The sequence below is a fragment of the Mesorhizobium sp. WSM4850 genome, from assembly GCF_055811735.1.
Genome location: NZ_JBVVPV010000015.1, coordinates 45,741 through 70,446 on the forward strand (window position 1 = coordinate 45,741; position 24,706 = coordinate 70,446).

At 61.2% G+C, this 24,706-nt stretch carries 23 protein-coding genes, 3 pseudogenes and 1 riboswitch; of the genes and pseudogenes, 19 read left to right on the forward strand and 7 right to left on the reverse strand.

All coding sequences use genetic code 11. The annotated features are described in order from the left end of the window. Window positions 1-3 precede the first annotated feature (3 nt). Window positions 4-1,218, forward strand: a complete 1,215-nt coding sequence (locus AC0L2Z_RS16585) for a TraB/TrbI/VirB10 family type IV secretion system protein (protein WP_473518575.1) — start codon at window positions 4-6, stop codon at window positions 1,216-1,218. 12 nt (window positions 1,219-1,230) lie between these two features. Then, a complete protein-coding gene (locus AC0L2Z_RS16590) occupies window positions 1,231-1,503 on the forward strand; it encodes a DUF2274 domain-containing protein (RefSeq protein ID WP_473479515.1) in 273 nt (90 codons plus the stop codon). A 152-nt stretch (window positions 1,504-1,655) separates the two neighbouring features. Here AC0L2Z_RS16590 and hemN read toward each other — a convergent pair whose 3' ends face one another. Continuing rightward, on the reverse strand, window positions 1,656-3,005 hold the full coding sequence (gene hemN / locus AC0L2Z_RS16595) for an oxygen-independent coproporphyrinogen III oxidase (protein ID WP_473518576.1): 1,350 nt from the start codon (window positions 3,003-3,005) through the stop codon (window positions 1,656-1,658). A 157-nt stretch (window positions 3,006-3,162) separates the two neighbouring features. Between hemN and AC0L2Z_RS16600 the strand changes: the two genes are divergently transcribed. Continuing rightward, window positions 3,163-3,927 carry a Crp/Fnr family transcriptional regulator gene (locus tag AC0L2Z_RS16600; RefSeq protein WP_473518589.1) on the forward strand — a complete coding sequence of 255 codons (765 nt, stop codon included), beginning with the start codon at window positions 3,163-3,165 and terminating at the stop codon, window positions 3,925-3,927. Here AC0L2Z_RS16600 and AC0L2Z_RS16605 read toward each other — a convergent pair. Further along, window positions 3,864-4,154: pseudogene (locus tag AC0L2Z_RS16605) on the reverse strand (DDE-type integrase/transposase/recombinase); the annotation flags it as partial. The gene AC0L2Z_RS16600 and the pseudogene AC0L2Z_RS16605 overlap by 64 nt on opposite strands. Window positions 4,155-4,216: 62 nt before the next feature. Beyond that, window positions 4,217-4,387: pseudogene (locus AC0L2Z_RS16610) on the reverse strand (IS481 family transposase); the annotation flags it as partial. A 123-nt stretch (window positions 4,388-4,510) separates the two neighbouring features. On the opposite strand from AC0L2Z_RS16610, the gene ccoN reads away from it, so the two are divergent. The 13 genes and pseudogenes from ccoN (at window position 4,511) to AC0L2Z_RS16675 (ending at window position 17,079) form a co-directional block, all read left to right on the forward strand. After that, on the forward strand, window positions 4,511-6,130 hold the full coding sequence (gene ccoN, locus AC0L2Z_RS16615) for a cytochrome-c oxidase, cbb3-type subunit I (protein WP_473518577.1): 1,620 nt from the start codon (window positions 4,511-4,513) through the stop codon (window positions 6,128-6,130). A 3-nt stretch (window positions 6,131-6,133) separates the two neighbouring features. Next, window positions 6,134-6,865 (forward strand): cytochrome-c oxidase, cbb3-type subunit II, encoded by a 732-nt coding sequence (ccoO, locus tag AC0L2Z_RS16620; protein WP_473518578.1) that lies wholly within the window; start codon window positions 6,134-6,136, stop codon window positions 6,863-6,865. Window positions 6,866-6,877: 12 nt separating this feature from the next. Beyond that, complete coding sequence (locus tag AC0L2Z_RS16625; protein WP_473518579.1) at window positions 6,878-7,027, forward strand: cbb3-type cytochrome c oxidase subunit 3; 150 nt, start codon at window positions 6,878-6,880, stop codon at window positions 7,025-7,027. A 2-nt stretch (window positions 7,028-7,029) separates the two neighbouring features. Next, on the forward strand, window positions 7,030-7,893 hold the full coding sequence (gene ccoP, locus AC0L2Z_RS16630; RefSeq protein WP_473518580.1) for a cytochrome-c oxidase, cbb3-type subunit III: 864 nt from the start codon (window positions 7,030-7,032) through the stop codon (window positions 7,891-7,893). 166 nt (window positions 7,894-8,059) lie between these two features. Next, window positions 8,060-9,619, forward strand: a complete 1,560-nt coding sequence (ccoG, locus tag AC0L2Z_RS16635; protein WP_473628794.1) for a cytochrome c oxidase accessory protein CcoG — start codon at window positions 8,060-8,062, stop codon at window positions 9,617-9,619. Beyond that, complete coding sequence (locus tag AC0L2Z_RS16640; RefSeq protein WP_473479532.1) at window positions 9,616-10,113, forward strand: FixH family protein; 498 nt, start codon at window positions 9,616-9,618, stop codon at window positions 10,111-10,113. Before ccoG ends, AC0L2Z_RS16640 begins: the two co-directional genes overlap by 4 nt. Then, window positions 10,110-12,392 carry a cation-translocating P-type ATPase gene (locus AC0L2Z_RS16645; RefSeq protein ID WP_473479534.1) on the forward strand — a complete coding sequence of 761 codons (2,283 nt, stop codon included), beginning with the start codon at window positions 10,110-10,112 and terminating at the stop codon, window positions 12,390-12,392. The genes AC0L2Z_RS16640 and AC0L2Z_RS16645 overlap by 4 nt, the downstream gene beginning before the upstream one ends. Next, window positions 12,389-12,544: a cbb3-type cytochrome oxidase assembly protein CcoS gene (gene ccoS / locus AC0L2Z_RS16650; protein ID WP_473479536.1), complete on the forward strand. Its 156-nt coding sequence runs from the start codon at window positions 12,389-12,391 to the stop codon at window positions 12,542-12,544. Before AC0L2Z_RS16645 ends, ccoS begins: the two co-directional genes overlap by 4 nt. Window positions 12,545-12,873: 329 nt before the next feature. Beyond that, window positions 12,874-14,775, forward strand: a complete 1,902-nt coding sequence (locus AC0L2Z_RS16655) for a glycoside hydrolase family 127 protein (RefSeq protein WP_473479538.1) — start codon at window positions 12,874-12,876, stop codon at window positions 14,773-14,775. Continuing rightward, entirely contained in the window at window positions 14,776-15,153 is a 378-nt protein-coding gene (locus tag AC0L2Z_RS16660) for a hypothetical protein (RefSeq protein ID WP_473479540.1), read from the forward strand. A gap of 129 nt (window positions 15,154-15,282) precedes the next feature. Next, a complete protein-coding gene (gene ubiM / locus AC0L2Z_RS16665) occupies window positions 15,283-16,464 on the forward strand; it encodes a 5-demethoxyubiquinol-8 5-hydroxylase UbiM (RefSeq protein ID WP_473479543.1) in 1,182 nt (393 codons plus the stop codon). A gap of 206 nt (window positions 16,465-16,670) precedes the next feature. Beyond that, window positions 16,671-16,847 (forward strand): annotated as a pseudogene (locus AC0L2Z_RS16670) (EAL domain-containing protein); the annotation flags it as partial. 58 nt (window positions 16,848-16,905) lie between these two features. After that, a complete protein-coding gene (locus AC0L2Z_RS16675; RefSeq protein ID WP_473628832.1) occupies window positions 16,906-17,079 on the forward strand; it encodes an EAL domain-containing protein in 174 nt (57 codons plus the stop codon). Window positions 17,080-17,329: 250 nt separating this feature from the next. Here AC0L2Z_RS16675 and AC0L2Z_RS16680 read toward each other — a convergent pair whose 3' ends face one another. The 3 genes from AC0L2Z_RS16680 to groES all read right to left on the reverse strand — a co-directional run bounded on the left by AC0L2Z_RS16680 (window position 17,330) and on the right by groES (window position 20,260). Further along, window positions 17,330-18,106: a sulfite exporter TauE/SafE family protein gene (locus AC0L2Z_RS16680; protein WP_065010507.1), complete on the reverse strand. Its 777-nt coding sequence runs from the start codon at window positions 18,104-18,106 to the stop codon at window positions 17,330-17,332. Window positions 18,107-18,227: 121 nt separating this feature from the next. Beyond that, a complete protein-coding gene (gene groL / locus AC0L2Z_RS16685; protein ID WP_473628796.1) occupies window positions 18,228-19,901 on the reverse strand; it encodes a chaperonin GroEL in 1,674 nt (557 codons plus the stop codon). Window positions 19,902-19,963: 62 nt separating this feature from the next. Beyond that, window positions 19,964-20,260, reverse strand: a complete 297-nt coding sequence (groES, locus tag AC0L2Z_RS16690; RefSeq protein WP_006203049.1) for a co-chaperone GroES — start codon at window positions 20,258-20,260, stop codon at window positions 19,964-19,966. Window positions 20,261-20,509: 249 nt separating this feature from the next. On the opposite strand from groES, the gene AC0L2Z_RS16695 reads away from it, so the two are divergent. Further along, the gene (locus AC0L2Z_RS16695) at window positions 20,510-21,445 is read left to right on the forward strand and encodes a bifunctional helix-turn-helix transcriptional regulator/GNAT family N-acetyltransferase (protein ID WP_473628797.1); all 936 of its coding nucleotides are present in this window, start codon (window positions 20,510-20,512) and stop codon (window positions 21,443-21,445) included. Between the two features lie 99 nt (window positions 21,446-21,544). On the opposite strand, the gene AC0L2Z_RS16700 is transcribed toward AC0L2Z_RS16695, so the two are convergent. Continuing rightward, the gene (locus AC0L2Z_RS16700; protein ID WP_128169747.1) at window positions 21,545-22,375 is read right to left on the reverse strand and encodes an AraC family transcriptional regulator; all 831 of its coding nucleotides are present in this window, start codon (window positions 22,373-22,375) and stop codon (window positions 21,545-21,547) included. Between the two features lie 265 nt (window positions 22,376-22,640). Further along, window positions 22,641-22,841, forward strand: a riboswitch (cobalamin riboswitch). A gap of 88 nt (window positions 22,842-22,929) precedes the next feature. Here AC0L2Z_RS16700 and AC0L2Z_RS16705 point away from each other — a divergent pair. Together AC0L2Z_RS16705 and AC0L2Z_RS16710 are read left to right on the forward strand one after the other, a co-directional pair. Further along, window positions 22,930-23,742 (forward strand): ABC transporter ATP-binding protein, encoded by an 813-nt coding sequence (locus AC0L2Z_RS16705; protein ID WP_128169748.1) that lies wholly within the window; start codon window positions 22,930-22,932, stop codon window positions 23,740-23,742. Continuing rightward, on the forward strand, window positions 23,739-24,686 hold the full coding sequence (locus AC0L2Z_RS16710) for an ABC transporter substrate-binding protein (protein ID WP_128169749.1): 948 nt from the start codon (window positions 23,739-23,741) through the stop codon (window positions 24,684-24,686). The genes AC0L2Z_RS16705 and AC0L2Z_RS16710 overlap by 4 nt, the downstream gene beginning before the upstream one ends. Window positions 24,687-24,706: the final 20 nt, after the last annotated feature.

Sequence of the window (24,706 nt, forward strand, 5' to 3'; positions counted from 1 at the left end):
CTTATGACCGACACTTCCCCATCCAATGCTCCGCCAAAACTCGATCCCGAGCAGCTGCAGTTACGGGCCTCGCCCCGCCGCGCCGTGCGGTTCAGGCGCGGCGTGATCATCGCCATCGCTGCCGTTGGGTCCGGTGCCATCCTGGGCGTCACGATGATGGCGCTGCAGGGACCGGCGCTTCGCTTCAAAGAACAGGCGGAAGATCTCTACAACACTGACCGCAAGCCAACCCCTGAAGGACTTGAAACACTTCCCAAGGACTATTCCGGAGTGAAGCCGAACCCTCCTGTGCTTGGACCACCACTGCCGGGCGACCTCGGTCGCCCCATCCTTGAGCGGCGGCGACAGCTCGGCATCGCGCCAGGGCAGGACAACTCCGCCGAGGAGCAGCGCGTTGCCCAGCAGGCGATTGAGGCGCGCGAATCACAAGTCTTCTTCCGCATTGAAAATCGACCCATGGAGGCGGGCATCGGCGGTAACGCGAAAAGTGCCCAGCAGCCGTTCGGGGCGCCTCCGCAATCTGATGCCGCTCGGCCGTCAGATTCCGTTGCCCCGGCTGAGGGCGATCAGAACAATCAACAACGCAAGCTCGATTTTGTCAGCCAGCGCAACACCAGCGGGATCTACAACCCGCATGCATTGCAGACGCCAGCTTCGCCAAATCAGCTCATGGCCGGCAGCGTGATCGCCGCAAGTCTCATCACCGGCATAAATTCCGACTTGCCCGGGTTTGTCGTCGCGCAGGTCACCGAGAACGTGCACGATACGCTCACCGGCAGCATCCTGCTTATCCCGCAAGGCTCGCGGCTGATCGGGACCTATGACAGCGTCGTCGCTTTTGGGCAAAAACGGGCGCTTCTGGTTTGGCAGCGAATAATACTGCCAGACGGTTCTTCGATCGAAATCGACAATCTGCCGGCGACAGACACTGCCGGCTATGCCGGGCTCGAGGACAAGATCGATTTCCACACCTGGCAGCTGATCAAGGGAGTCGCGCTGGCCACATTGCTGGGCGTCGGCACCGAGTTAAGTTTTGGAGAAAACGAAAGCGATCTGGTCAAAGCGATCCGGGAATCCACTCAGCAGAACGTCAGTCAAGCCGGCCAGCGCATCACCGAGAAGAACCTCAATGTTCAGCCCACCATCACCATCCGCCCAGGTTGGCCACTGCGCGTCATCGTGCACAAGGATCTGGTGCTGCGGCCATACGCAAGTTGAGCGGGAGTGAATATGGCCAACTTGAAACTTGGAAAGCTTCCAGACCGAACACCTTCGAAGATTACCATCACCGTCAGCGCGGAGTTGGGCCAAGCGCTCAAGGAGTATGCTGCCCTTTATCGTCAGGCCTATGGCGAGTCTGAAACGGTGGCAGAACTCATCCCTTTCATGCTGGCGGGGTTTCTGGAAGGCGACCGAGCGTTTGCCAAGGCCAGAAAAGAAGGTTTGCCGACGTCCAGCATGCCGGAGAAGTCGCGGCGTCTGGCACGCTCAGATTCCGAGTAACCGAGGCAATGAGTGAACCGCCCGCACACGAGCCTCGATGGGCTAACTCCGCTTGAATATGTAACCCGATCCGTCAAGGATCACACGTGAACAGGCTCACTCACAAATGGAGGCAAACAGGGGAGCACGTCACCGCGACCGCACTCTTTGGCTCAAACTGCAACCGAGTGCCTGGCCCTTCCGCTTTGGAAATATTTGTCGAACCTGGCCGCGATGCTTCGGACGAATGGGCGACTTTCAGCCGGCACGACGAAACGGTCGCCATCCAGTTCGAGCAATCGAACGGGATCGTGGAGGGCCATGGTACTCGACTCAAGAAGGAGCTTCTGGCCGGCTTTGCCGAAGCGTTCCACCATGTCGACTGCCGAGAAGGCGAAATCACACATTAGCCTCTCGATGATCCAGCCGCGAACGCGGTCGTCGTCGGAAAGCGCGATACCGCGGACAACCGCCAGCCCGCCATGCGCGACCATACTTCCGTACTCGGCGGTTGAAATATTGTTCTGCACGTAGCCCTGGCGAAAACGGCCGATGGACGAAGGGCCAAGCCCGATCAGTGTCTCGCAGCGATCCTCCGTGTAGCCCTGAAAATTGCGATGCAAAGCCCCTGCGCGGGCCGCTATCGCCAAGGCATCGCCTGGCTTGGCGAAATGATCGAGCCCTATTGCTTCATACCCCTTGTCCACAATCGCTCGCGCGGCAAGTTGCGATTGCGCCAAGCGCTCCGTGGGGCCAGGCAGCCACGCCTCTTTGATTATCGTCTGATGCTTCTTGAACCAGGGCACATGCGCGTAGCCGAACAGCGCCATCCTGTCCGGTTCCAGGGTCAGCGCCTGCGCTACGGTGGAACAGACGCTCTCCCTGCTCTGGTGAGGCAATCCGTAAAGCAGGTCCAGATTGACGGAACCGACGCCGCGGGAGCGAACTCCGTCGACGACAGCTTTCGTTCGCAAAAGGCTTTGCTCGCGGTTGATTGCCTTTTGCACTTTTGGCTCGAAATCCTGGACGCCGAGACTCGCCCTGGTCATGCCGATTTCGGCCAGCGCATCAAGGCGCGCCTCATCCATGTCGTTTGGATCGATCTCGACGCTGATTTTTGTGTCCGGGACAAAATCGAAGCTGTCCCGCAAGAACGCGCCAAGCGCCACCATGTCCCCGGGCTTCAGCATGGTGGGCGAACCGCCGCCGAAGTGGACTGCGCGGACATGGCCCTTGCCGCTGACGAGTCCCGCAACCGTCGCGATCTCCGCGTGTAGCGAGCGCAGATAGGCCGTCACCGGCTCATAGTGGCGCGTCTGTTTGGTATGACACGCACAGAACCAGCAGAGTCTGTCGCAATAGGGGATGTGCAGATAGAGCGAGATCTCGCCGCCACTTTTGAGCGCCTCCAGCCAGCCACGATAAACCGCAGGATTGACGCCCGTGTGGAAATGCGGTGCAGTCGGATAACTGGTATAACGCGGGACGTTCTCGCCAACCCGGGCAGCTAATTCGGACTGCATGTCGTGGTCCACCATGTTTGCATCGCTGGAACTCTGGGCTTATTGGCAAGCCAAAGCTCTGATTTCGGTCAATCAGCAACTCGGACAAACTGCCGCAAGGATTTTTCTACCTTAGATTGGTATCCTGCCGGCGCTTGGGATCGGGTTGAGCGAGCGCATGTCAGTACGGCGAGACATTTACACTTCCGGTATCCCCGTTCTTTGCGTCCATTGCGAAGCACGGCATCGCGGCGTCTGCGGTTCGCTTCGTCCAGACGATTTGGTTGGGCTCGCCAAGACTTGCTCGCGGCGCCAGATCGAGTCAGGAGTGGAACTGATCGGCGACGCACAGGCGGTCGACAGCTATTCGAACCTGGTTTCAGGCGTGGTTAAGCTGACAAAGAGCCTTTCCGATGGTCGCCAGCAGATCGTCGGTCTCCAGTTTGCTCCGCATTTTCTGGGACGTCCTTTTAAGGTGGAAAGCTCGATCAATGCGGAAGCGGTGACAGCTGTCACGCTGTGCTCGTTTCCAAGGGCAGCCGTCGAACGGATGATGAAGGGGTCGCCGGAATTCGAGCATCGCCTGCTCAAGCAGACGCTGAATGAGCTCGATGAAGCACGCGAGTGGCTGGTGACGTTGGGGCGCAAGACCGCATCGGAAAAGGTGGCGAGTTTTCTCCTCATGATCGCTCGGAATATGGATTCCGGTGTTGACCCGGTAGCCAGGTCAGCGTCCTTCGATCTGCCGCTGACGCGCGCCGAGATCTCTGATTTTCTTGGAATTACGAACGAGACTGTGAGCCGGCAGCTGACGCAATTGCGGGCTGACGGCGTGATTCGGATCGAGAACACACGCCATGTGATGGTGGACAGCATGAGCCGGCTGCGCTCGATGGCGATGCCGAGCCTGAGCCAGAAGACCGACAGCCTGGACAGGTTATAGAGGCCGTTCGGCGAAGAGAAGGTACAGGCCGTTGTCGCTCCTGATGGCGGAAGGCAGGCCGCGTTCCCTGAACAGGCGGATGGCGGCCTCGATGACCGGTCCTTCCTTCTTCGATTCGAGCGCTTCGCAGGCGAGCAGGTAGCGCGAGGCCTGGTCGGTGACCGTCACAATTCGACCATCGCCCGCCGGAACTCCCCTTAGAAATCCGTGCACCATAACGCGTTGGTGATAGTTGCGTGCCGAAGCGCTGCCGCTGACGGGCGCGCTTTACAGGCCGTGACGATCGAGCAGGCATGCGCCGTGCTCTTCGAGGGGATGCGGACATCGCCGGCGAGCCTCCTAATCAGGAGCTCCCTAATCTTCCTGGCACCCAGTGGGTTGGCTTGTCCTTCTTGGTTGCGACGATCGTCAGCTCGATCTGGTCGGGCAGGCGGTTGGCGTAGCGCACCGGCCGCCGTGAAGGTCAACCTAGCTGCCGAAAAATCGTGCGGCCCCCTGACATGGATCAGGGCGAGCAGGCGGCGGCTGCGCAATTGATGCACAGCGGATTTGGCGTCCGCCGGGTTCGAGATGGGTATTTGCGATGAAATTCGGCACAGAGATCGTGCTTCTAAGCCTGTTTGCTTTTGCGGCCCTGGTGGCTGCCGGGTTCGGCGTAGATGAACCATTCCGCCAGCATATGTGGGTGTTGTTCTTCGCCGTAGCTGGTTTCACCGCGATCCTGTTGCGCAATACGGAGTTCAAGCCTGCAGTTCCGATAGACCCCGCCGCTTTTATGGACAGTCCAATCCGTTACGGGGCCCTCGCGACGGTGTTTTGGGGCGTCGTAGGCATGCTGGTTGGTGTGGTCATCGCGCTGCAGCTTGCCTATCCCGATCTCAGCGTCGAGCCCTGGTTCAACTTTGGCCGCTTGCGGCCGTTGCATACATCCGGCGTGGTTTTTGCCTTCGGCGGCAATGCGCTGCTTTGCACGTCCCTTTATGTCGTACAGCGCACCTGCCGCGCCCGGCTGTTCGGCGGCAATCTCGCCTGGTTCGTGTTCTGGGGCTATCAGCTGTTCATCGTCATGGCTGCGACGGGCTACCTGCTCGGCATCACCGAAAGCCGCGAATACGCCGAGCCCGAATGGTATGTGGATCTTTGGCTGACCATCGTCTGGGTCGCCTACCTCGTCCTGTTCCTCGGCACCATCCTGAAGCGCAGGGAACCGCACATCTACGTCGCCAACTGGTTCTACCTGTCCTTCATCGTGACCATCGCGATGCTGCATGTGATCAACAACCTGTCGATGCCAGTCTCGTTCGTGGGCTCAAAAAGCTATTCAGCCTTCTCCGGCGTCCAGGACGCCTTGACGCAGTGGTGGTACGGCCACAATGCCGTGGGCTTCTTTCTCACCGCCGGCTTCCTTGGCATGATGTACTATTTCGTGCCCAAGCAGGCGAACCGGCCAGTCTATTCCTACCGGCTGTCGATCATCCACTTCTGGGCGCTGATCTTTCTCTACATCTGGGCCGGCCCGCACCACCTCCACTATACCGCCTTGCCCGACTGGGCGCAGACGCTCGGCATGGCGTTCTCGATCATGCTTTGGATGCCCTCCTGGGGCGGCATGATCAACGGCCTGATGACGCTGTCCGGCGCCTGGGACAAGCTGCGGACGGACCCGATCATCCGCATGATGGTCATGGCCATAGCCTTCTATGGCATGTCCACCTTCGAAGGCCCGATGATGTCGATCAAGACGGTCAATTCGCTCTCGCACTACACCGACTGGACCATCGGGCACGTGCATTCCGGCGCACTCGGTTGGGTCGGCATGATCTCGTTCGGCGCAGTCTATTTCATGGTGCCGAAGTTGTGGAACCGCGAGCGGCTCTATTCGCTGCGACTAGTGAACTGGCACTTCTGGTTGGCAACGCTGGGGATCGTCGTCTACGCCGCGGTGATGTGGGTCTCCGGCGTCATGCAGGGCCTGATGTGGCGCGAATACGACGACCAGGGCTTTCTGGTCTTCTCCTTCGCCGAAACTGTCGCCGCCATGCATCCGTACTACATCATGCGTGCCATCGGCGGCGCGATGTACCTGTCCGGCGCCCTGATCATGGCATGGAATGTCGCCATGACAATCCTCGGCTACCAACGAGATGAGGATCCGATGCCGCGTCCGATCGCCGCTGTCCGACCTGCGCGATCTGGAGCCTGAAAAATGGGCTTGATGAACAAACACGCGCTTATCGAGAAGAACGCCACGCTTCTTCTCGTTGGTTCCCTCCTTGTGGTGACGATCGGTGGCATCGTCGAAATCGCACCGCTCTTCTATCTCGACAACACGATCGAGAAGGTCGAAGGCATGCGGCCCTACTCCCCGCTCGAACTCGCCGGGCGCAACATCTATGTGCGTGAGGGCTGCTACCTCTGTCACAGCCAGATGATCAGGCCGTTCCGTGACGAGGTCGAGCGCTATGGTCACTACAGCCTGGCGGCCGAGTCGATGTACGATCACCCGTTCCAGTGGGGATCGAAGCGCACGGGGCCGGACCTCGCCAGGGTCGGAGATCGCTACTCGAACGAGTGGCACGTTCAGCATCTTGTCGAGCCGCGTTCGGTGGTGCCGGAATCGATCATGCCGAGCTATGCCTTCCTGAAGGATACCGCGATCGAGGTGAAGGACTTCTCGACGCACCTTATCGCCAACAGGCGCGTCGGTGTCCCCTACTCCGATGACATGATCGCTCACGCCGCAGGTGACCTGATTGCGCAGGCCGATCCCAATGCCGACACATCCGACCTGGAAGGCCGCTATCCGAAGGCGAAGCTCGGCGACTTCGACGGTAATCCGCAACAGGTCACCGAGATGGATGCCTTGGTCGCATACCTGCAGATGCTCGGCACGCTGGTCGATTTCAAGACCTATGACGAAGCCGCCGGCTACCGCTGAGGAGAAACACCCATGGATTACAACTGGATGAGAGAGTTCGCCGACAGTTGGGCCCTGCTCGCCATGGCACTCTTCTTCGTCGGCGTAGTGTCCTTCGCATTCCGTCCCGGGAGTGGCAAGCAGGCCGATGAAGCCGCCCGCATTCCTCTGAAGGACGACTGATCATGAGCGATGAACATATCGACGAAGTGTCGGGCATCTCCACCACCGGCCACGAGTGGGATGGTATCAGGGAGCTCAACAATCCGCTCCCGCGCTGGTGGGTGATCACCTTCTACGTCACCATAGTCTGGGCGATCGGCTACACCATAGCCTATCCCGCATGGCCTATGCTAAGCTCCGCCACCCGAGGCGTGCTCGTCTATTCAAGCCGCAACGATGTCAAGAATGAGCTGGCAGCGGCCGAGGTCGCCAAGGGCAAGTATGTTGCCGCCCTTCAAGCGAAGACTGTCTCCGAGATTGCCGCCGACGAAGTTTTGCGCGGATTCGCTATCGCGGCCGGTGGCGCCGCCTTCAAGGTCAATTGCGTTCAGTGCCATGGCTCCGGCGCCCAGGGTTCGAAGGGCTTTCCCAACCTGAATGATGACGATTGGCTGTGGGGCGGCAAGGCCGAGCAGATCCAGCAGACAATCACGCACGGCATCCGCGTAGCCTCAGACCCCGACACGCGCCTGTCGGAAATGCCGCCCTTTGGTGACATCATTACGCCCGAGCAGATTACACAGGTCAGCGCTTATGTCTCGAGTCTCTCGGGCGCTGTTGGCGATCAAGCAATGGTCATACCCGGCGGCAATGTTTTCGCCGAGAATTGTGCCGCCTGTCATGGTGATAATGCAAAGGGAAACACGGAGCTTGGCGCACCCGACCTGACCGACGCGATCTGGCTCTACGGGGCGGGCGAGACGGCTATTGCCGCGCAGGTTCGCGCGCCAAAGCAAGGCGTCATGCCGGCCTGGGGTGGGCGTCTCGGCGAGGTCAAGGTCAAGGAACTTGCGGTCTATGTCCATTCGCTTGGCGGCGGAGAATAGGAACGGAAGCCTATTCTCGGCCTCCCCCTGCCAAGCGACGAGGCCCGGCGCGAGCCGGGCCTCGACACCATTCCGGCTGCGACCTGCATCAACACGGGGCGGACCGCCCACGGCGAGGCTGTTCGATGGGCGGCCCTGACATCGGCAGCGGGACTGGAGATGCTAAGTGCGTGATAAAACGCAGACAGAACCGCCCGAAGCAGAAGCGATCGACTCCCCCAACACCCGTGAGCCGCTTTATGCCCCACGCAAGAAGGTTTTCCCGAAGCGAATCTCGGGCAGCTTTCGCCGCTTCAAGTGGCTAGTGATGGCGATCACCCTGGGCATCTACTACCTGACGCCCTGGCTGCGCTGGGATCGAGGTCCGTTTGCTCCCGATCAGGCCGTGCTGATCGATCTTGCCAACCGCCGCTTCTATTTCTTCTTCATCGAGATTTGGCCGCAGGAATTCTTCTATGTGGCCGGCCTTCTCGTGATGGCCGGCATCGGCCTTTTCCTAATCACATCCACAGTCGGCAGAGCCTGGTGCGGCTATACCTGTCCGCAGACCGTATGGGTCGATCTGTTTCTGGTTGTGGAGCGCGCGATCGAGGGAGATCGCAATGCCCGCATGAAACTTGACGCCGGACCGTGGACCGCGCGCAAGCTTGTGCTGCGTGGATCGAAACACGCGATCTGGCTGGCCATAGCGTCAGCGACCGGCGGCGCCTGGATCTTCTATTTCGCCGAGGCGCCAATGCTGATTGGCGAGGTCTTCGTTGGCACCGCGGCGCCGGTCGCCTACATCACCATCGGCGTGCTGACGGCAACCACCTACACATTCGGCGGGCTGATGCGCGAGCAGGTCTGCACCTATATGTGCCCGTGGCCGCGCATTCAGGCGGCCATGCTCGATGAAAATTCGCTCACCGTGACCTACAATGACTGGCGCGGCGAACCTCGCTCGCGGCACGCCAAAAAGGTCCAGGCCGCGGGGCAGCCGGTCGGAGACTGCGTCGATTGCAATGCCTGTGTCGCCGTCTGCCCGATGGGGATCGACATTCGCGATGGCCAGCAGCTCGAATGCATCACTTGCGCGCTGTGCATCGATGCCTGCGATAGCGTCATGGACAAGCTCGGCAAGGAGCGCGGGCTGATCTCCTATGCGACGCTGTCCGATTACAACGCCAACATGACGGTAGCGACTGCAGGCGGCTCCTGCTCGGTGAACCCGTCGCTCGTCCGGACCGACGGCGGCGCTTTCTCCGACAGGTTAGCCCATTTCCATATCCGCAAGATCTTTCGGCCGCGCACCTTCATCTACATGGGTGCATGGTCGGCGGTCGGCATTGCGCTGCTCTATTCGCTGCTGACGCGCGACCGGCTCGAGGTCAACGTTCTGCACGACCGCAACCCGCAGTTCGTCACGCTGTCCGACGGTTCAATCCGCAACGGCTACTCCGTCAAGCTGCTCAACATGATCCCCGAGCCAAGGACGATCGTTGTCACGATGCAGGGCCTGCGGGGAGCCGAAATGAGCGTCGTTGGTATCGACCTTCCCGCAGACCGGTCCTTCGCCGTCGCGGTCGAACCCGACCGCCTGAAGATGCTGAAGGTTTTCGTGCGTCAGCCGGCGGACCAGGTCGGAAGCGCAACACAAACGTTCAAATTCCTAGTCGAGGACAAGGCGAGTTTCGAAACGGACGAATACACCGCCACCTTCAACGCCCCGGAGATCGCCAGATGAGCGCCAATACGCAAAAAACCCGCGAATTCACCGGCAGGCATATGTTGCTCATCATTCTCAGTTTTTTCGGCGTGATCGTTGGTGTGAATCTGACCATGGCAACGCTCGCCAGCACGAGCTGGACCGGTCTTGTCGTCGAAAACACCTATGTGGCCAGCCAGCAATTCAATCGAAAGGCCGAGGAAGGCCGCGCTCAGGCGGCGCTCGGCTGGACAGGCAAATTGACGATCTCTTGGGGTGAAGTCCGCTACAGTCTCAGCGATGCCGCCGGCAAACCGGTTCCGTTGCGCAGTGTCAAGGTGCTGTTTCGTCATCCCGCCTACGCGGGCGCGGACAAAGCCGTCACTCTCGCCACTGCCTCGGGCCAGGAATTTGCCGCCCAGCACACGCTAAGGGATGGCGTCTGGATCGTCGAAGTCGACACCGATGCCGGTCTGCCAGAACCTTATCGCGACGTTCGCCGGATCATGATTTCTCAGGGAGCACTGCAATGAGCTGCTGTGCGCCGGGCGCTGAAATGGCGCTGGATGTGGGCGGAGCGACGTCCAGCTTGCCGTCGAGCCAGGAGATCGGGTTGGCAAGCCGCTTGCTTGGCGATGACCTTCGCCAGACCGATCTGTCGGTGCCGACGGTTCACTGCGCGGCCTGCATCCAGGCGATCGAGACGGCTCTCGAAAAGCTCGATCGCGTCGAGGGCGTTCGGGTCAACCTGTCGACGAAACGGGTATCGATCCGGTGGCGTGGGGTGGAGGTTCCGCCATTCGCCGCCGCGCTTGGACGGCTGGGCTACGCGGCGCATCTGTTCGACCCGCAGGTCGGCGAGAAGGACAAGACGCTTTCGGAGCTGATCCGGGCCGTCGCGGTCGCCGGCTTTGCTGCGGGCAACATCATGCTGCTTTCCGTCTCGGTCTGGTCAGGCGCTGAAGGCGCGACGCGTGACCTGTTCCATTGGGTCTCGGCGCTGATCGCTATCCCGGCGCTCGCCTTTGCCGGCGGAATCTATTTCCGCTCGGCATGGAATGCTTTGCGTCACGGTCGCATGAACATGGACGTGCCGATTGCGGTTGGCGTTTCGCTCGCCTACGCAATGAGCCTCTACGAGACCATCAACCATGGCGACCACGCCTATTTCGATGCGTCGGTGTCGCTGCTGTTCTTCCTGTTGATCGGCCGCACGCTGGATCACGTGATGCGCGAGCGTGCCCGGACCGCGGTGAACGGCCTGTCACGGCTGGCGGCGCGGGGCGCCATGGTGCTGCGCGAGGATGGTTCGCGCGACTACCTGCCGGTCGAGGAGATCGAACCCGGCTTGCAACTGCTGGTCACCGCCGGCGAAAGGATTCCCGTCGACGGCAAGATCATTCGAGGCTCTTCCGATCTCGACTGTTCACTGGTTTCCGGTGAAAGCACACCCAGAACCGTGTCGTCAGGGGAAACCGTGCAGGCCGGCACACTCAATCTCACGGGCCCGCTGACCATCGAAGCAACAGCCGCCGCAAAGGATTCCTTCCTGGCCGAAATGGTCCGGCTGATGGAAGCCGCCGAGGGCGGTCGCGCGCATTATCGCAGGATCGCCGACCGCGTTTCAGCGCTCTATGCTCCAGTGGTCCATCTGACATCCTTGGTGACGTTCCTTGGCTGGATGGCGGCGACCGGCGATTGGCACCAGGCTGTAACGATCGCCATCGCCGTTCTCATCATCACCTGCCCGTGTGCGCTCGGTCTCGCCGTGCCGATCGTGCAGGTGGTCGCTGCGCGGCGTCTGTTCGAAAGCGGCGTCATGGTCAAGGATGGCTCGGCTATGGAGCGTCTGGCGGCGATCGACACGGCGGTGTTCGACAAGACAGGAACGCTTACGCTCGGACAGCCCCGGCTCGTCAACGCGTCGTCCATTGATCCGGCCATGCTGGCCATCGCAGGCGACATGGCCGTGCATTCCCGCCATCCGTTCTCAAGGGCCATAGCCGGCTCTGCGGGCTTTGCCGGTCAGCCGAAGCTCGAGTCCGTCAGCGAGCACCCTGGTTTCGGGATCGAAGCCACCGCCGCTGGCAGCACCTGGCGACTTGGCCGGCGCGGCTGGGCCGGGTGGAAGGCCCGAACCGCCGGCGAACGCGGATACGGCGGAACGGTTCTGACCAAAGATGGGATCATTGTCGCGTCTTTTGTCTTCGAGGACGCGCTGCGTGCAGACGCCAGAGAGGCCATCGAGCAATTGAACAACGCCTGCATCTCCGTGGAAATGCTGTCTGGCGATACCGCAGCTGCCTGCGGCGAGGTCGCGGCGATGTTGGGCATCCATCACTTTGTTCCGGCGCTGCTTCCTTCGGGCAAGGTCGAGCATATCGAAACGCTGTCGAAGGACGGCCACAAGGTGCTGATGGTTGGCGACGGCCTCAACGACACCCCTGCGCTGGGCGCGGCACACGTCTCGATCGCTCCAGCCACGGCGGCCGATGTTGGCCGCAAAGCAGCGGATTTCGTGTTCCTGCGCGAAAGCCTTTCGGCAGTATCCCTTGCCCTCGACGTCTCGCGAAAGGCCGGACAACTGATCCGGCAAAACATCGCCATAGCAATTGTCTACAATGCTGTTGCCGTGCCTATCGCCATCCTGGGGCACGTCACTCCGCTGATCGCCGCAATCGCGATGTCGGCTTCGTCACTGCTTGTCATTGGCAATGCGCTGAGGCTGCAAGGCATTGCCGCGAGCCCAACGCAGACGGTTCGTACGCGGGGCAAACGTCCCAGTATCGGCGCATTGGCACGATTGTCATGACGACGCTTATCTATCTCATGCCCGTAGCTCTGTTTCTCGGCGCGCTGGGTCTGTCCGGCTTCCTGTGGGCCTTGAGGAGCGGTCAATACGAGGATCTCGACGGAGCCGCCGAGCGGATCCTCATTGACCGGGACGAGAGGCCGGAACGCTGATTCCGTCACCCGAGGGCCTGCGTCGCCCATTCCGCCATGCAAGCGGCCGATGCCACGAAGTACCTCCCACGGCCGCACGAGCGCTGGCGATGTACGTGTTCCAAGTGCAACGGAGCGGATAGACCGGCGGCGCGGGTTTGTCGTGTCTGGCTGACCCAGATCAGTGCTGTCTCCCCACCGCCCTGATTAATGGACGAGTCTTTTCAAGGGGAGAACGCATGTCTAGCCGGACGGAAGCTGAGCGGTATCAGGTGCTGGCCGTGTTCGCCGGGGCGCCGGCATTGTCGAAGCCGTGAGCAGGCCGGCGCATGTCATTGCGATGCGTTCGAATGAGCGAGTTCAAGCCAGTTCGGTTCGTTGATGTCGCGCTGGAGGGGCAATTCTGGCGCGAGCGGCTGGAGACGGTGCTGACACGGACCATTCCCAGCCAGCACGTCCAGCTTGGCAAGCAAGGTGTATTGCTGTCCCTCACACTGCCGAACCAGTCGCTGCCACTGAGCGTCCCAGGCAACGAGCACGATTTCGGGCAGGTGTTCTGGGATTCCGACGCCGGCAAGTGGATAGAAGCAGCATCCTACGCGCTGTCACACAGGCGTGATCCCGACATCGAGGCATGGATCGAAAACATTGTCGATGATCTCGAAAAGGCGCAGGCTCCCGACGGTTATCTAAACTGCTGGTACCTGCAGCGCGAGCCCGACAAGCGCTGGACCAACCTGCGCGACAATCACGAACTCTACAATCTTGGACATCTGCTCGAGGGCGGTATCGCCTACTTCCTCGCGACGGGCCGGCGCCGGCTCCTGGACATCCTTGAGCGGTATGTTGACCATGTGCGCAAGACATTCGGCCCGAACCCCGGCCAGAAGCGCGGCTATTGCGGCCATCAGGAAATCGAGCTGGCCCTCGTTAAGCTCTATCGCTTGACTGGAGACAGAATGCATCTCGACCTCGCGGCCTATTTCATGAATGAGCGCGGGCGTCAGCCGCACTACTTCGATCAGGAAGCGGTCGCGCGCGGGGAGAACCCCAGGGATTTCAGGGCGAAAAGATATGAGTACAACCAGTCGCACAGGCCGGTGCGCGAGCAAACTAAGGTGGTCGGACATGCGGTCCGAGCGATGTACATGCTTTCTGCCATGGCCGACCTCGCGGCGGAACTGAATGACGACAGCCTCAAGAAAGCATGCGAGGTGCTCTGGGCCGACGTCATCTCCTCGAAAATCTACATCACGTCCGGCTTGGGTCCGGCTGCCGCGAATGAAGGCTTTACTGAGGATCACGACCTGCCGAACGATACGGCGTATGCGGAGACCTGCGCCTCGGTAGGCCTGATCTTCTGGGCACATCGCATGCTGCATCTCGAACTCGACGGCCGATACGCCGACGTTCTGGAACAGGCGTTGTTCAACGGCGCGCTGACCGGCCTTTCGCGCGATGGCGAGCGCTATTTCTACTCCAATCCGCTCGAGAGCGATGGGCGACGCAGCAGATGGGCCTGGCACTCATGCCCATGCTGCACGATGAATTCGTCTCGTTTGATTGCTTCGATCGGAGGCTATTTCGTCTCGGCCAGTGAAAACGCAATCGCCTTCCATCTCTACGGCGGCGTTTCGACGAACATTCAACTCGCTACGGGCAATGTGTTCCTGCGGGAAACCAGCGCCTATCCATTTTTCGGCTCGATCAGGATCGAGGTCAGCCCTGACGCGCCGGCCGAGTTCACGATCAACCTCCGCATTCCCGGTTGGGCTCATGAAGCCGAAGCTTCGGTCGGGGGATGTGCAGTCGACGTGACGGCATGCACCAGAAATGGCTATCTTGCGATCTCGCGGCTATGGAATGCCGGAGACACCATCGCCCTCGAACTACCGATTTCTCCCGAGCGCATCTATGCTCATCCCTCGGTCAAGCAGGATATCGGCCGGGTGGCGCTTAAGCGCGGACCATTGGTTTATTGCGTTGAAGAGGTCGACAATCCCGGGGCGCCCGTGCAGCAGCTCACACTACCGCGAGAGTCCAAGATCGAAACGATGGAACGGGGCGATCTTTTCGATGGCGTGGTCACGCTGACTGCCTCCGCGCAGCGCGTCGAAGACCAAGGCTGGGGAGACAGCCTATACAGAAATACGCCCCCCATCGCTTCGGACTGCCGGCTAACCGCCCTGCCATACTATCTCTGGAACAATCGGGCAAAAGGCTCGATGCAAGTGTGGCTGCTGGAAAGCTGAATGGCCGAGGTGAGAAACCCGTTGGTTGGCTGGCTATCTGCCCAGGTGAGCGGAGTATGCCAAAGTTTTGTTTGCAGGAGTGAACGGATGTCGCGATTTCGCCTATTGACGATCTTCATGTCGGGAATGCTGGGAACGGCGACGTTGCCGGATCCAGTCGCCTCGGCACCAGTCCTCAACCCCGCCAATCGCAATGGGCTGGTCGAGCAGAACGAATTACTGATGCTGGAGAACAGGCTGCGGCGGCAGCAATATCAGCAGCAGCAGCAGCAGTTCCGTTCCCAGGATCGCGAGATCGCGCCGCAGCAACGGCCCGATCGACCGCTTACTTGCCAGCTACAGCCGTCAAGCAACGGCTTTGTGAGCATCTGCCGCTGATGAGGCGGCTTGCCACTTATTTAGGCGGCCATAGCTTGTGCGCGTCGTGCTTAACTGGCATCAGAGGCGTTTTTTGATTTCGCAGCTCGTGCTTGGGCACTGGAGAGCCTACGCGATGGCGCCACGCTGATGGCCGACTCCGATGACAGCTTCGACATCATTGTCGTTGGAGCGGGGCCGGTCGGACTTTGCTTCGCCGCATCACTCGCTCAAAGCCAACTCAAGGTCGCAGTTGTCGAACAGAACCCAATTGATACTCTCGCCAATCCGCCTTTTGACGGCCGCGAAATCGCGCTGACCCACGCCTCGATCAGAATCCTTCGCGAGATCGGCGCCTGGGATGCCATCCCCGCTTCGGACAAATCACAGCTTCACGGCGCGCGCGTGCTCAACGGTTCGAGCCCTTTCGCTCTGCGTTTCGATCCTCCCAGCGGGTCTGGAGAACCCCTCGGAGTTTTGGTCCCAAATTGCCGGATCCGCGACGCGCTGTTCAAGACAATCCACGTGCAGAATCACGCGCGGCTGCTGTGCGGCCACTCGGTCGTAGATGCAACAACCAGCCACACAGGAGCACTCGTAACGCTGTCTAATGGCGTGCAGTTGAACGCTAGCCTTGTGGTTGCCGCCGATTCACGTCTGTCGGCCACTCGTGATCTGCTCGGCATAGGCGCCGATATCAATCGGCTTGGCTACTCGATGCTAATATGCCGGGTGCGGCATGAGCGCCCCCACCACCAGGTGGCAATCGAATGGTTCGATCACCATCAGACGATAGCGATGTTGCCCCTGGCGGAGGGAGTGTCGTCGCTGCTGCTCACCCTGCGCTCAAACGAGGCCGATAGACTGCTTGCCTTCAGCGACCATTTGTTTCTGAGGGAATTGACGAACCGGTGTCGAGGGCGCCTTGGAAAAATGACCTTGGCAAGCAAGCGCCATACCTATCCGCTGGTCACGACTTGGGCGCACAAATTCCGAGCTCCCAGCGCCGCACTCATCGGCGACGCTGCCATCGGCATGCACCCGGTGACTGCGCATGGTTTCAACATCGGTATCAGCGGCCAGAAGCAACTCGCCTATGGAATCCTAACAGCATGTCGCGACGGTCGCGAGATTGCCGATCCCGACATGCTGCACGGATACGAAAGGTGGCTGCGCCTGTCAGCGGCGCCGCTCTTCCACGGCACGAACATTCTCGTCGGACTCTACTCAAGCGAGCACCCGGCGGCACGGCTTGCACGACATGTGGGGCTTCGGTTCGCCCAACATGCCCCCTTTATGCGGCATGGCATTTCGGCCATGCTTAGGCGATGAAACCGTACCAGCAGCTTTGGACCTTGCGCGATGAAAGAGGGCCTCATTCGCCGGAGTAATCGCTGCCCCTGCACGCAGAGGCGGCAGCTTCCCGCGGCAGGCCCTAAATGTCGCCCCGAAGAGGTATTGTCACCGCGCGAATTGGAAGCCGGCGATATCGACGACATAGTTCTGAATGGTCTGGCGGCAAAGACCTCCCAGCAACGATGTTCGAAATCGAGATTACCGAAGAATCCCCAGTGGACCCGGACAGAGTAGATGAAAAGCTCGGGCGCCTTTCACATGCCGGCATTTCCATCGCGCTCGATGACTTCGGCACCGGCTTTTCCACGTTGGCATCTCTCAAGGACAGTCGGATACGCAAGGTGAAAATAGACCAAGGCTTCATTCGCGGCCTAGCCAAGTCTCGGGAGGACCGGCTGCTTGTCAAAACGGTGATCGATTGGTCGGGCGCTCGGGATCGATGTCATGGCCGAGGGCGTCGAAACAGAGGCAGACCGGCAAATTCTGCACAAGCTTGGCTGCAGAACCGCTCAGGGCGTCCTATTCTCCAAGGCGGTGCCTCTAAGCCAGGCGATTGAATTGGCACTAAAAGAGCACGCGAAGCAATGTTGATCGCCGCCGTCATCAGTCACTGCATCGAGCAGAGCAGTCACTGCATCGAGCAGAGCGTAAAAGGACCGATGGGCCGGGCGAGGCGGAAATGGGAAACACGTTGATCACTGGCGTGCCATACGCTGTTCGTGGCGCAGGTTAGGTTTTCCAGGGTGGCAAGTCGCCTCCAGTCCGCGATTCACTTCGGTTACGCCGATCATGATGTCCGGAAGCAAAGGGAAGGCTTAGAAGGGTAGTCCGCTTGCTCAGGTCAGACGAATCCCAGTTGTTGGGCGGTCTGGAACAAAGCGAGCAGCATGATCAGGCAGCCGACGAGCCGCAAAAGCGTCCGCTCGGCAATCGCCTTGAGCACCCATCCGGCAAGCGGAGCGGCGACTATGCCGCCCACGATCAGCCCCAGCACCGAGCTTGCATGTGTCGACAGCGCCCCCGCTTCCTGCCAGTGCCCACTGACGAGCGCGACGATGAAGGTGACGGACACCGCTAGCGTGATCAGGAACTCGGCCGCATTGACAGTGCCGATCACGTAGCGGGGCGGCGCGCCGGCGCCGAGCAATCCGGTCACGACCATCGGGCCCCATCCGCCGCCACCTGCGGCGTCGAGGAAGCCGCCTACAGTACCCAGCGGCGCCACAAGACGGGTAGGAACCGGATTGCTGGGGATCTTGCGGAACGACCGGAGGAACAGCCAGAGCCCGATCACAGCGAGATAGGTCGTGACGTAGGGCTTCACCATGTCGCCGTCGAACGAGGTCAGCACGAAGGCGCCGAGGCAGCCGCCGAGAATGCCGAAAGGAGCAAGCCGCCAGAACAGCTTCCAGTCGATATTGCGGTGGTAGTGGTGCGCCGTGCCGGAAGCGGCCGTGGTGAACACTTCCGCCGCGTGTACCGCGGCGGAAGCCTGCGCCGGCGGAACACCGAAGGAGAGCAGCACGGTGGAGGAGATCGCGCCATAGGCCATGCCTAACGCGCCGTCAACCGCCTGGGCGAGGAAGCCGACAATGGCGAACAGAATGAAGTCAGTCATGGTGTCCGCCGTGAACGTGCCGCCGTATGTAGCCTTGTGGATGTGGCATCCGGCTTGGCTCCGAGTCAGAGAAAAGGGCGGCATCGCTGCCGCCCATCGAGATTGTTGAAGTGCGTGGACCTTAGAAATCCATACCGCCCATACCGCCCATACCGCCCATGCCACCCATGCCGCCGCCGCCCATGCCGCCTGGCATGCCGCCGCCAGCCGACTCCTTCTTCGGAGCCTCCGCGATCATGGCTTCGGTGGTGACCAGCAGGCCGGCGACCGAGGCCGCGTCCTGGAGAGCCGTGCGCACGACCTTGACCGGATCGACGATACCCATGGCGATCATGTCGCCATATTCGCCGGTCTGGGCGTTGAAGCCGAAGGTCGGGCCCTTGTTCTCGAGAATCTTGCCGGCAACGATCGATGCTTCCGCACCGGCGTTGGCCGCGATCTGGCGGGCCGGAGCCTGCAGCGCGCGACGCACGATGGCGATGCCAGCGGTCTGGTCGGAGTTGGCGCCGACAGCCTTGATGCTCAGCGAAGCGCGCAGCAGTGCGACGCCGCCGCCGGGAACGATGCCCTCTTCGACGGCCGCGCGGGTCGCGTTGAGGGCGTCGTCGACGCGGTCCTTCTTTTCCTTGACTTCGATCTCGGTCGCACCGCCGACGCGGATGACGGCAACGCCGCCCGCCAGCTTGGCGAGACGTTCCTGCAGCTTCTCCTTGTCGTAGTCCGAGGTGGTCTCCTCGATCTGCTGCTTGATCTGGGCGACGCGGCCCTGGATCTCGGCCTTCTTGCCGGCGCCGTCGACGATGGTGGTGTTCTCCTTGGAGATCGACACCTTCTTGGCGCGGCCGAGCATGTTGAGGCCGACATTTTCGAGCTTGATGCCGAGGTCTTCGGAAATGACCTGGCCACCGGTGAGGATGGCGATGTCTTCCAGCATGGCCTTGCGGCGATCACCGAAGCCCGGCGCCTTGACGGCGGCGATCTTCAGGCCGCCACGCAGCTTGTTGACGACCAGCGTGGCCAGGGCCTCGCCTTCGACGTCTTCCGAGATGATGACCAGCGGCTTCGAGGTCTGCACGACAGCCTCGAGGATCGGCAGCATGGCCTGCAGGTTGGAGAGCTTCTTCTCGTGGAGAAGGATGTAGGCGTCTTCCAGATCCGCAACCATCTTGTCGGCGTTGGTGACGAAGTAGGGCGAGAGATAGCCGCGGTCGAACTGCATGCCTTCGACGACTTCGAGTTCGGTCTCGGCGGTCTTGGCTTCCTCGACCGTGATGACGCCCTCATTGCCGACCTTCTGCATCGCTTCGGCGATCATCGAGCCGACCGAAGCATCGCCATTGCCGGCGATGGTGCCGACCTGGGCAACCTCTTCCGAGGTCTTGATCTTCTTGGCGTTCTTGATCAGCGTCGAGACGACGTCGCTGACCGCGAGGTCGATGCCGCGCTTCAGGTCCATCGGGTTCATGCCGGCGGCAACCGCCTTGTGGCCTTCCTGGACGATCGACTGCGCCAGAACGGTCGCGGTCGTGGTGCCGTCGCCGGCGATGTCGTTGGTCTTCGAAGCAACTTCGCGGACCATCTGCGCGCCCATGTTCTCGAACTTGTCGGAAAGTTCGATTTCCTTGGCGACGGTGACGCCGTCCTTGGTGATGCGCGGTGCGCCGAACGACTTGTCGAGGACCACGTTGCGGCCCTTGGGGCCGAGCGTGACCTTCACTGCGTCGGCGAGGATGTTGACGCCGCGCAGCATGCGCTCACGGGCATCGCGAGAAAATTTTACGTCTTTGGCAGCCATTTTTAGCTCCTGGCAGGGGCTTGAATTGAGCCCTGGGATTTAAGTGATGGTGAGGCCGATATTCAGCCGATGATGCCCATGATGTCGGATTCCTTCATGATCAGAAGGTCTTCGCCATTGAGCTTGACTTCGGTGCCCGACCACTTGCCGAACAGGATGCGATCGCCGGCCTTGACGTCCAGCGGGACGAGCTTGCCGGCTTCGTCGCGGGCGCCGGAACCAACGGCGATGATCTCGCCTTCCTGCGGCTTTTCCTTCGCCGTGTCGGGGATGATGATCCCGCCGGCAGTCTTGGATTCGGATTCAACCCGGCGTACGACCACGCGGTCATGAAGCGGGCGGAACTTCGACTTTGCCATTTTTTATTCCTCGGTGAGAATGGTGAGAATAGTTCCTCCGTCCGGCGGCGCCGGACAAACCTATAAGCCCGGCGGCGCCGGACCTACGCTTAGCACTCACCAATGGCGAGTGCTAACGTGGCGGTGAGATAAGCCGGTGGCTGGCGAGAGTCAAGGCGCTGAGTGAGCTGATCGACAGCCGCAGCCTGCTTCGAACTGATACTTGACTAAGTCAACTAAATGGTTGATCTTGTGCTGGCAGGAGATGCCATGACGATTCATCATCAACCCGGCAGGGAGCGGATCGATGCGGTGCGGGGCTTCAACCGCTTCTACACCCGCCAGATCGGGCTGCTCGATGAAGGGCTGCTGAAAAGCGCCTTCTCGCTGACCGAGGCTCGGGTGCTCTATGAACTGGCGCATCGCGATGGCCTGACCGCCACCGATCTTGCGCGCGATCTCGGTCTCGACCCCGGCTATCTCAGCCGGTTGCTGAAAAAATTCGAGGAGCGTGGTCTGGTCGAGCGCGTGGCGACGCGAGCCGATGCGCGGCGCTCGTCGATTGCGCTGACGCCGGCGGGAAGAGCGGCGTTCGCGCCGCTGAACCAGGGTTCGCACGATCAGGTCGCGGCCCTGCTCGAGCGGCTTTCCGCACCGGAACAGGACAGGCTGGTCAAGGCGATGCAGACGGTGCAGCATCTACTGGGCGAGAGTGCAGAGCCCAAGGTCCTTTACATGCTGCGGTCCTTGCAGGTCGGCGACATCGGCTGGATCATCCATCGCCAGGGCCTGCTCTACGCGCAGGAATATGGCTGGGACGAAACTTATGAGGCGCTGGTCGCCGAAATCCTCGGCGCTTTCGCCAAATCCTACGATCCGAAATGGGAACGCAGCTGGATCGCCGAGCGGGAAGGGGAAGTCGTCGGCTCGGTCTTCGTCGTGCGCCAGTCGGACGCGGTGGCGAAGCTGCGCCTGCTCTACGTCGAACCCTCGGCGCGCGGTCTCGGCATCGGCAGGCGGCTGGTCGAGGAATGCATCCGCTTTGCCCGTGCCAAGGGCTACAAGAAATTGACGCTGTGGACCAACGACGTGCTCACCTCAGCGCGCCGCATCTACGAGGCGGCCGGGTTCAAGCTGGCCAATCAGGAACGCCACCACGCCTTCGGCAAGGATCTGGTCGGCCAGAACTGGAACCTGGAGTTGTAGCGTCTTTCCCTACTCCCCTTGTGGGACAAGGGGAGTAGGCAAGATAAGGCGGAGCGCCTCGACACTAGTCTCCAACACAAGTTGAAAACTGGCCCTTCCTCACCCGACCGGTATCCAGACTTCCAGCCCGCCATTGCCGCTGCGCGGATCGAATTCGGGGCCGTAGCGCTCGAATTCGGGCGCGTCGGCAATCTTGTGCCCGGAGGCCGGCAGCCATTTGTTCCAGATCGTGTTGACCGTGCGGCGGATGGTCGAGATGTGGCCACGATGGGCGAACACGGCGTATTTCTGCATCGGCACGCGTACGCGCGAAAACTCCTTCGGCAGGTCCGAAAAATCGGACACCTCGACGCCGGCGATATAGTCGAAATTGCCTGCATCGTCGCCGTTGACGCAGACGCCATAGGCGACGTCGCCGACCTCGCCTGGAATGTTGCCGATATAGGGGCCGAACCGCTGCCACTGCATCGGGATGCCGGCGCTGGTTTCGCAGCTGTAGCGCTCGCCGAGACCGGCGATGAGGAACGGCCGGCTGGTTTCGAAACGCGGCGGCTCGAGATTGGTGAGGAAGGACTGGTCCATCAGGATCGGCTCCACGAGATCGAGGTTTTTGAGCGAGCCTTGCGCGCGCACCAGTTCCGGCGTGGTGCCGAACTGGTCGCGGAAGGCACGGGTGAAAGCCTCATGCGAGGCATAGCCGGCGTCGAGCGCGACCGAGAGGATGTCCGGTGCGCCGGCGGCGAGCCTGCGCGCCGCCTCGGTCAGGCGGCGAGAACGCAGGTAGCCCATCACCGAACGTCCGGTCGCCGCACCGAAAGCCCGCGTCACGTGAAAGCGCGACACGCCGCTGCTGTTGGCGACATCGTCGAGCGAGATGGCCTCCGGCAGATGGCTTTCGACGAACCACAGCGCTTTCTCGGTCGGGTTCATATGGCTCCTCGCTGTGGGACTGCGCATTGGCCAGGTCATGGTATCGCTTACTGGTGGAGGCAGTTTGATCGAAATTGCGCACCGCGCAATGCGACGGTGATCGGCAAGCCGAAAGCGTTGGGCGAAGGGGTTGACAGGCGCAGGCGTTGTCTTTTAAGTAGTAACGTTATTACATTACGAGATTCGGTATGCTCGTTCTGACAAGACCATTGCTCGCGGGGCACTCCGGAACCCGGAAATTTATTGCGCTGGGATTGGCGGAAAACTAGGGTGGCTGACTGATGGTCCCCAAGCCGAAAGGCGAGGGGTGAAAAGGGAACACGGTGAGATCTTCGGATCGAGGCCGTGGCTGCCCCCGCAACTGTAAGCGGCGAGCAAAATCCGAAATGCCACTGGCCAAGGCTGGGAAGGCAGGATGGCGCAAGGACCCGCGAGCCAGGAGACCTGCCATCGCACGAGTTGACCGGACGGGGTGTGCCGGGAGGAGACGTGGACATCGGTCTTGTCGGCCGGTCCAGCTTCCTTCCGTCGCCATTTGAGAAAGTGACGGTAAGTTGGATGCCTGCCAGCCTCTTCTTGAAGCGCGTGAACTGAGCGCCACGGCGAATGGCCAGCGCCTGGTCAGTGCGGTCAGCCTTTCCGTCGCGGCGGGAGACCGCCTCGCCATCATCGGTCCCAACGGCGCCGGCAAGACGACGCTGCTGCGCATGCTATGCGGCACGCTGCGTCCGAGCGCGGGAGGTGTGAGATTTTCCGGACGCCGGCTGGAGACATTTCCGGCCGCCGAGCGGGCGCTGCACATGGCGGTCGTCGGCCAGACCGATCAGCCCGATCCGCGGCTTGCCGTGATCGACTACGTCGGACTTGGGCGGGTCCCGCATGCCGGCTGGCGACGCAGGAGCGAGCAACGCGACGTCGTCGTCGAAGCGCTTCGCAGAACTGGCCTGCTGCCGCTGCTCGGCCGCACGATCGGCTCGCTGTCGGGTGGTGAGCGGCAACGCGCCCAGTTGGCGCGCGCCATCGCCCAGGAGCCGAAAATCCTGTTCCTCGATGAACCGACCAATCATCTCGATCCGCGCGCCCGCAGCGAACTTCTCGAACTCGTATCGCAGCTTGGCATGACCGTCGTGGCGGTGCTGCATGATCTGTCGCTGGTCACGCCATTTGCCACCAGGGTCGCGGTGATGAACGAGGCCCGGCTGCAGGCACTCGCCGGTCCGCGCGAGGCGCTGACCAAGCAGTTGATCCGCGAGATTTTCGGCGTCGACGTGCTTCGGCTGCGCCATCCGACCGAAGACCGCGAACTCACGGTGTTCGAAGTCCCGAACCGTGCCTCTTCTGATCTAACCAAGGAGCAACATCCGTGAAACGCCTCGCACTGTCTTTTGCCTCTCTGCTGCTTGCCCAGACCGCCTTCGCTTTCCCGGTAACAGTCGACAGCTGCGGTACGCCGCTGACGTTCGACGCCGCGCCGAAGCGTGCCGTCATCCAGGATATGAACATGGCCGAGATGGCCTTCGCGCTGGGGCTGCAACCGTCGATCGTCGGCCTGACCGGCATCACCGGATGGTACAAGGTCGGTCCGGAATTCAAGGCCAAGCAGGGCGCGATCCCTGAACTTGCGCCGAAATACCCGGCGCTCGAAAACCTGGTCGCGGTCGAGCCCGATTTCTTCTTCGCCGGCTGGTATTACGGTATGAAGCCGGGCGGCGAGGTAACGCCAGATACGCTGGCGCCGCACGGCGTCAAGACGCTGGTGCTGACGGAAAGCTGCGTCCATCTCGACAACAACCGCCCCGCCGCCTCGATGGACCTGCTCTACGGCGACATCGAAAAGCTGGGCAGGATTTTCGGCAAGCAAGCCAAGGCGGAAAAACTCGTTTCAGGCTGGAAAGCGCAACTCGCCGATATCACGGCAAAGGCCGGCGACCGCGAGCGGACGCGGGTGTTTCTCTACGACTCCGGCGAAGACAAACCCTTCACATCAGGCAAGTTCGCGATCCCCAGCGCCATGATCGCCGCTGCCGGCGGCGACAACATCATGGCCGACATGCAGACGAACTGGGGCAACACGGACTGGGAAACGGTCGCTTCCCGCAATCCGCAGTTCCTGATCCTGCTCGACTACCAGGACGGCGGCGGTTACAGGAAACTGCTCGACTTCCTCAAAGTCCATCCGGCAATGAAGGAGACCGATGCGGTCAGGAGCGAGCGCTTCGTCGCGCTGCGCTATGCCGAGCTGACGCCCGGACCTGCTAACATCGAGGCGATCGGCAAGATCGCCAGCGCGATGCACCCGGAAGCCTTCTGAGCTTGCGCCACAGGGCGTTC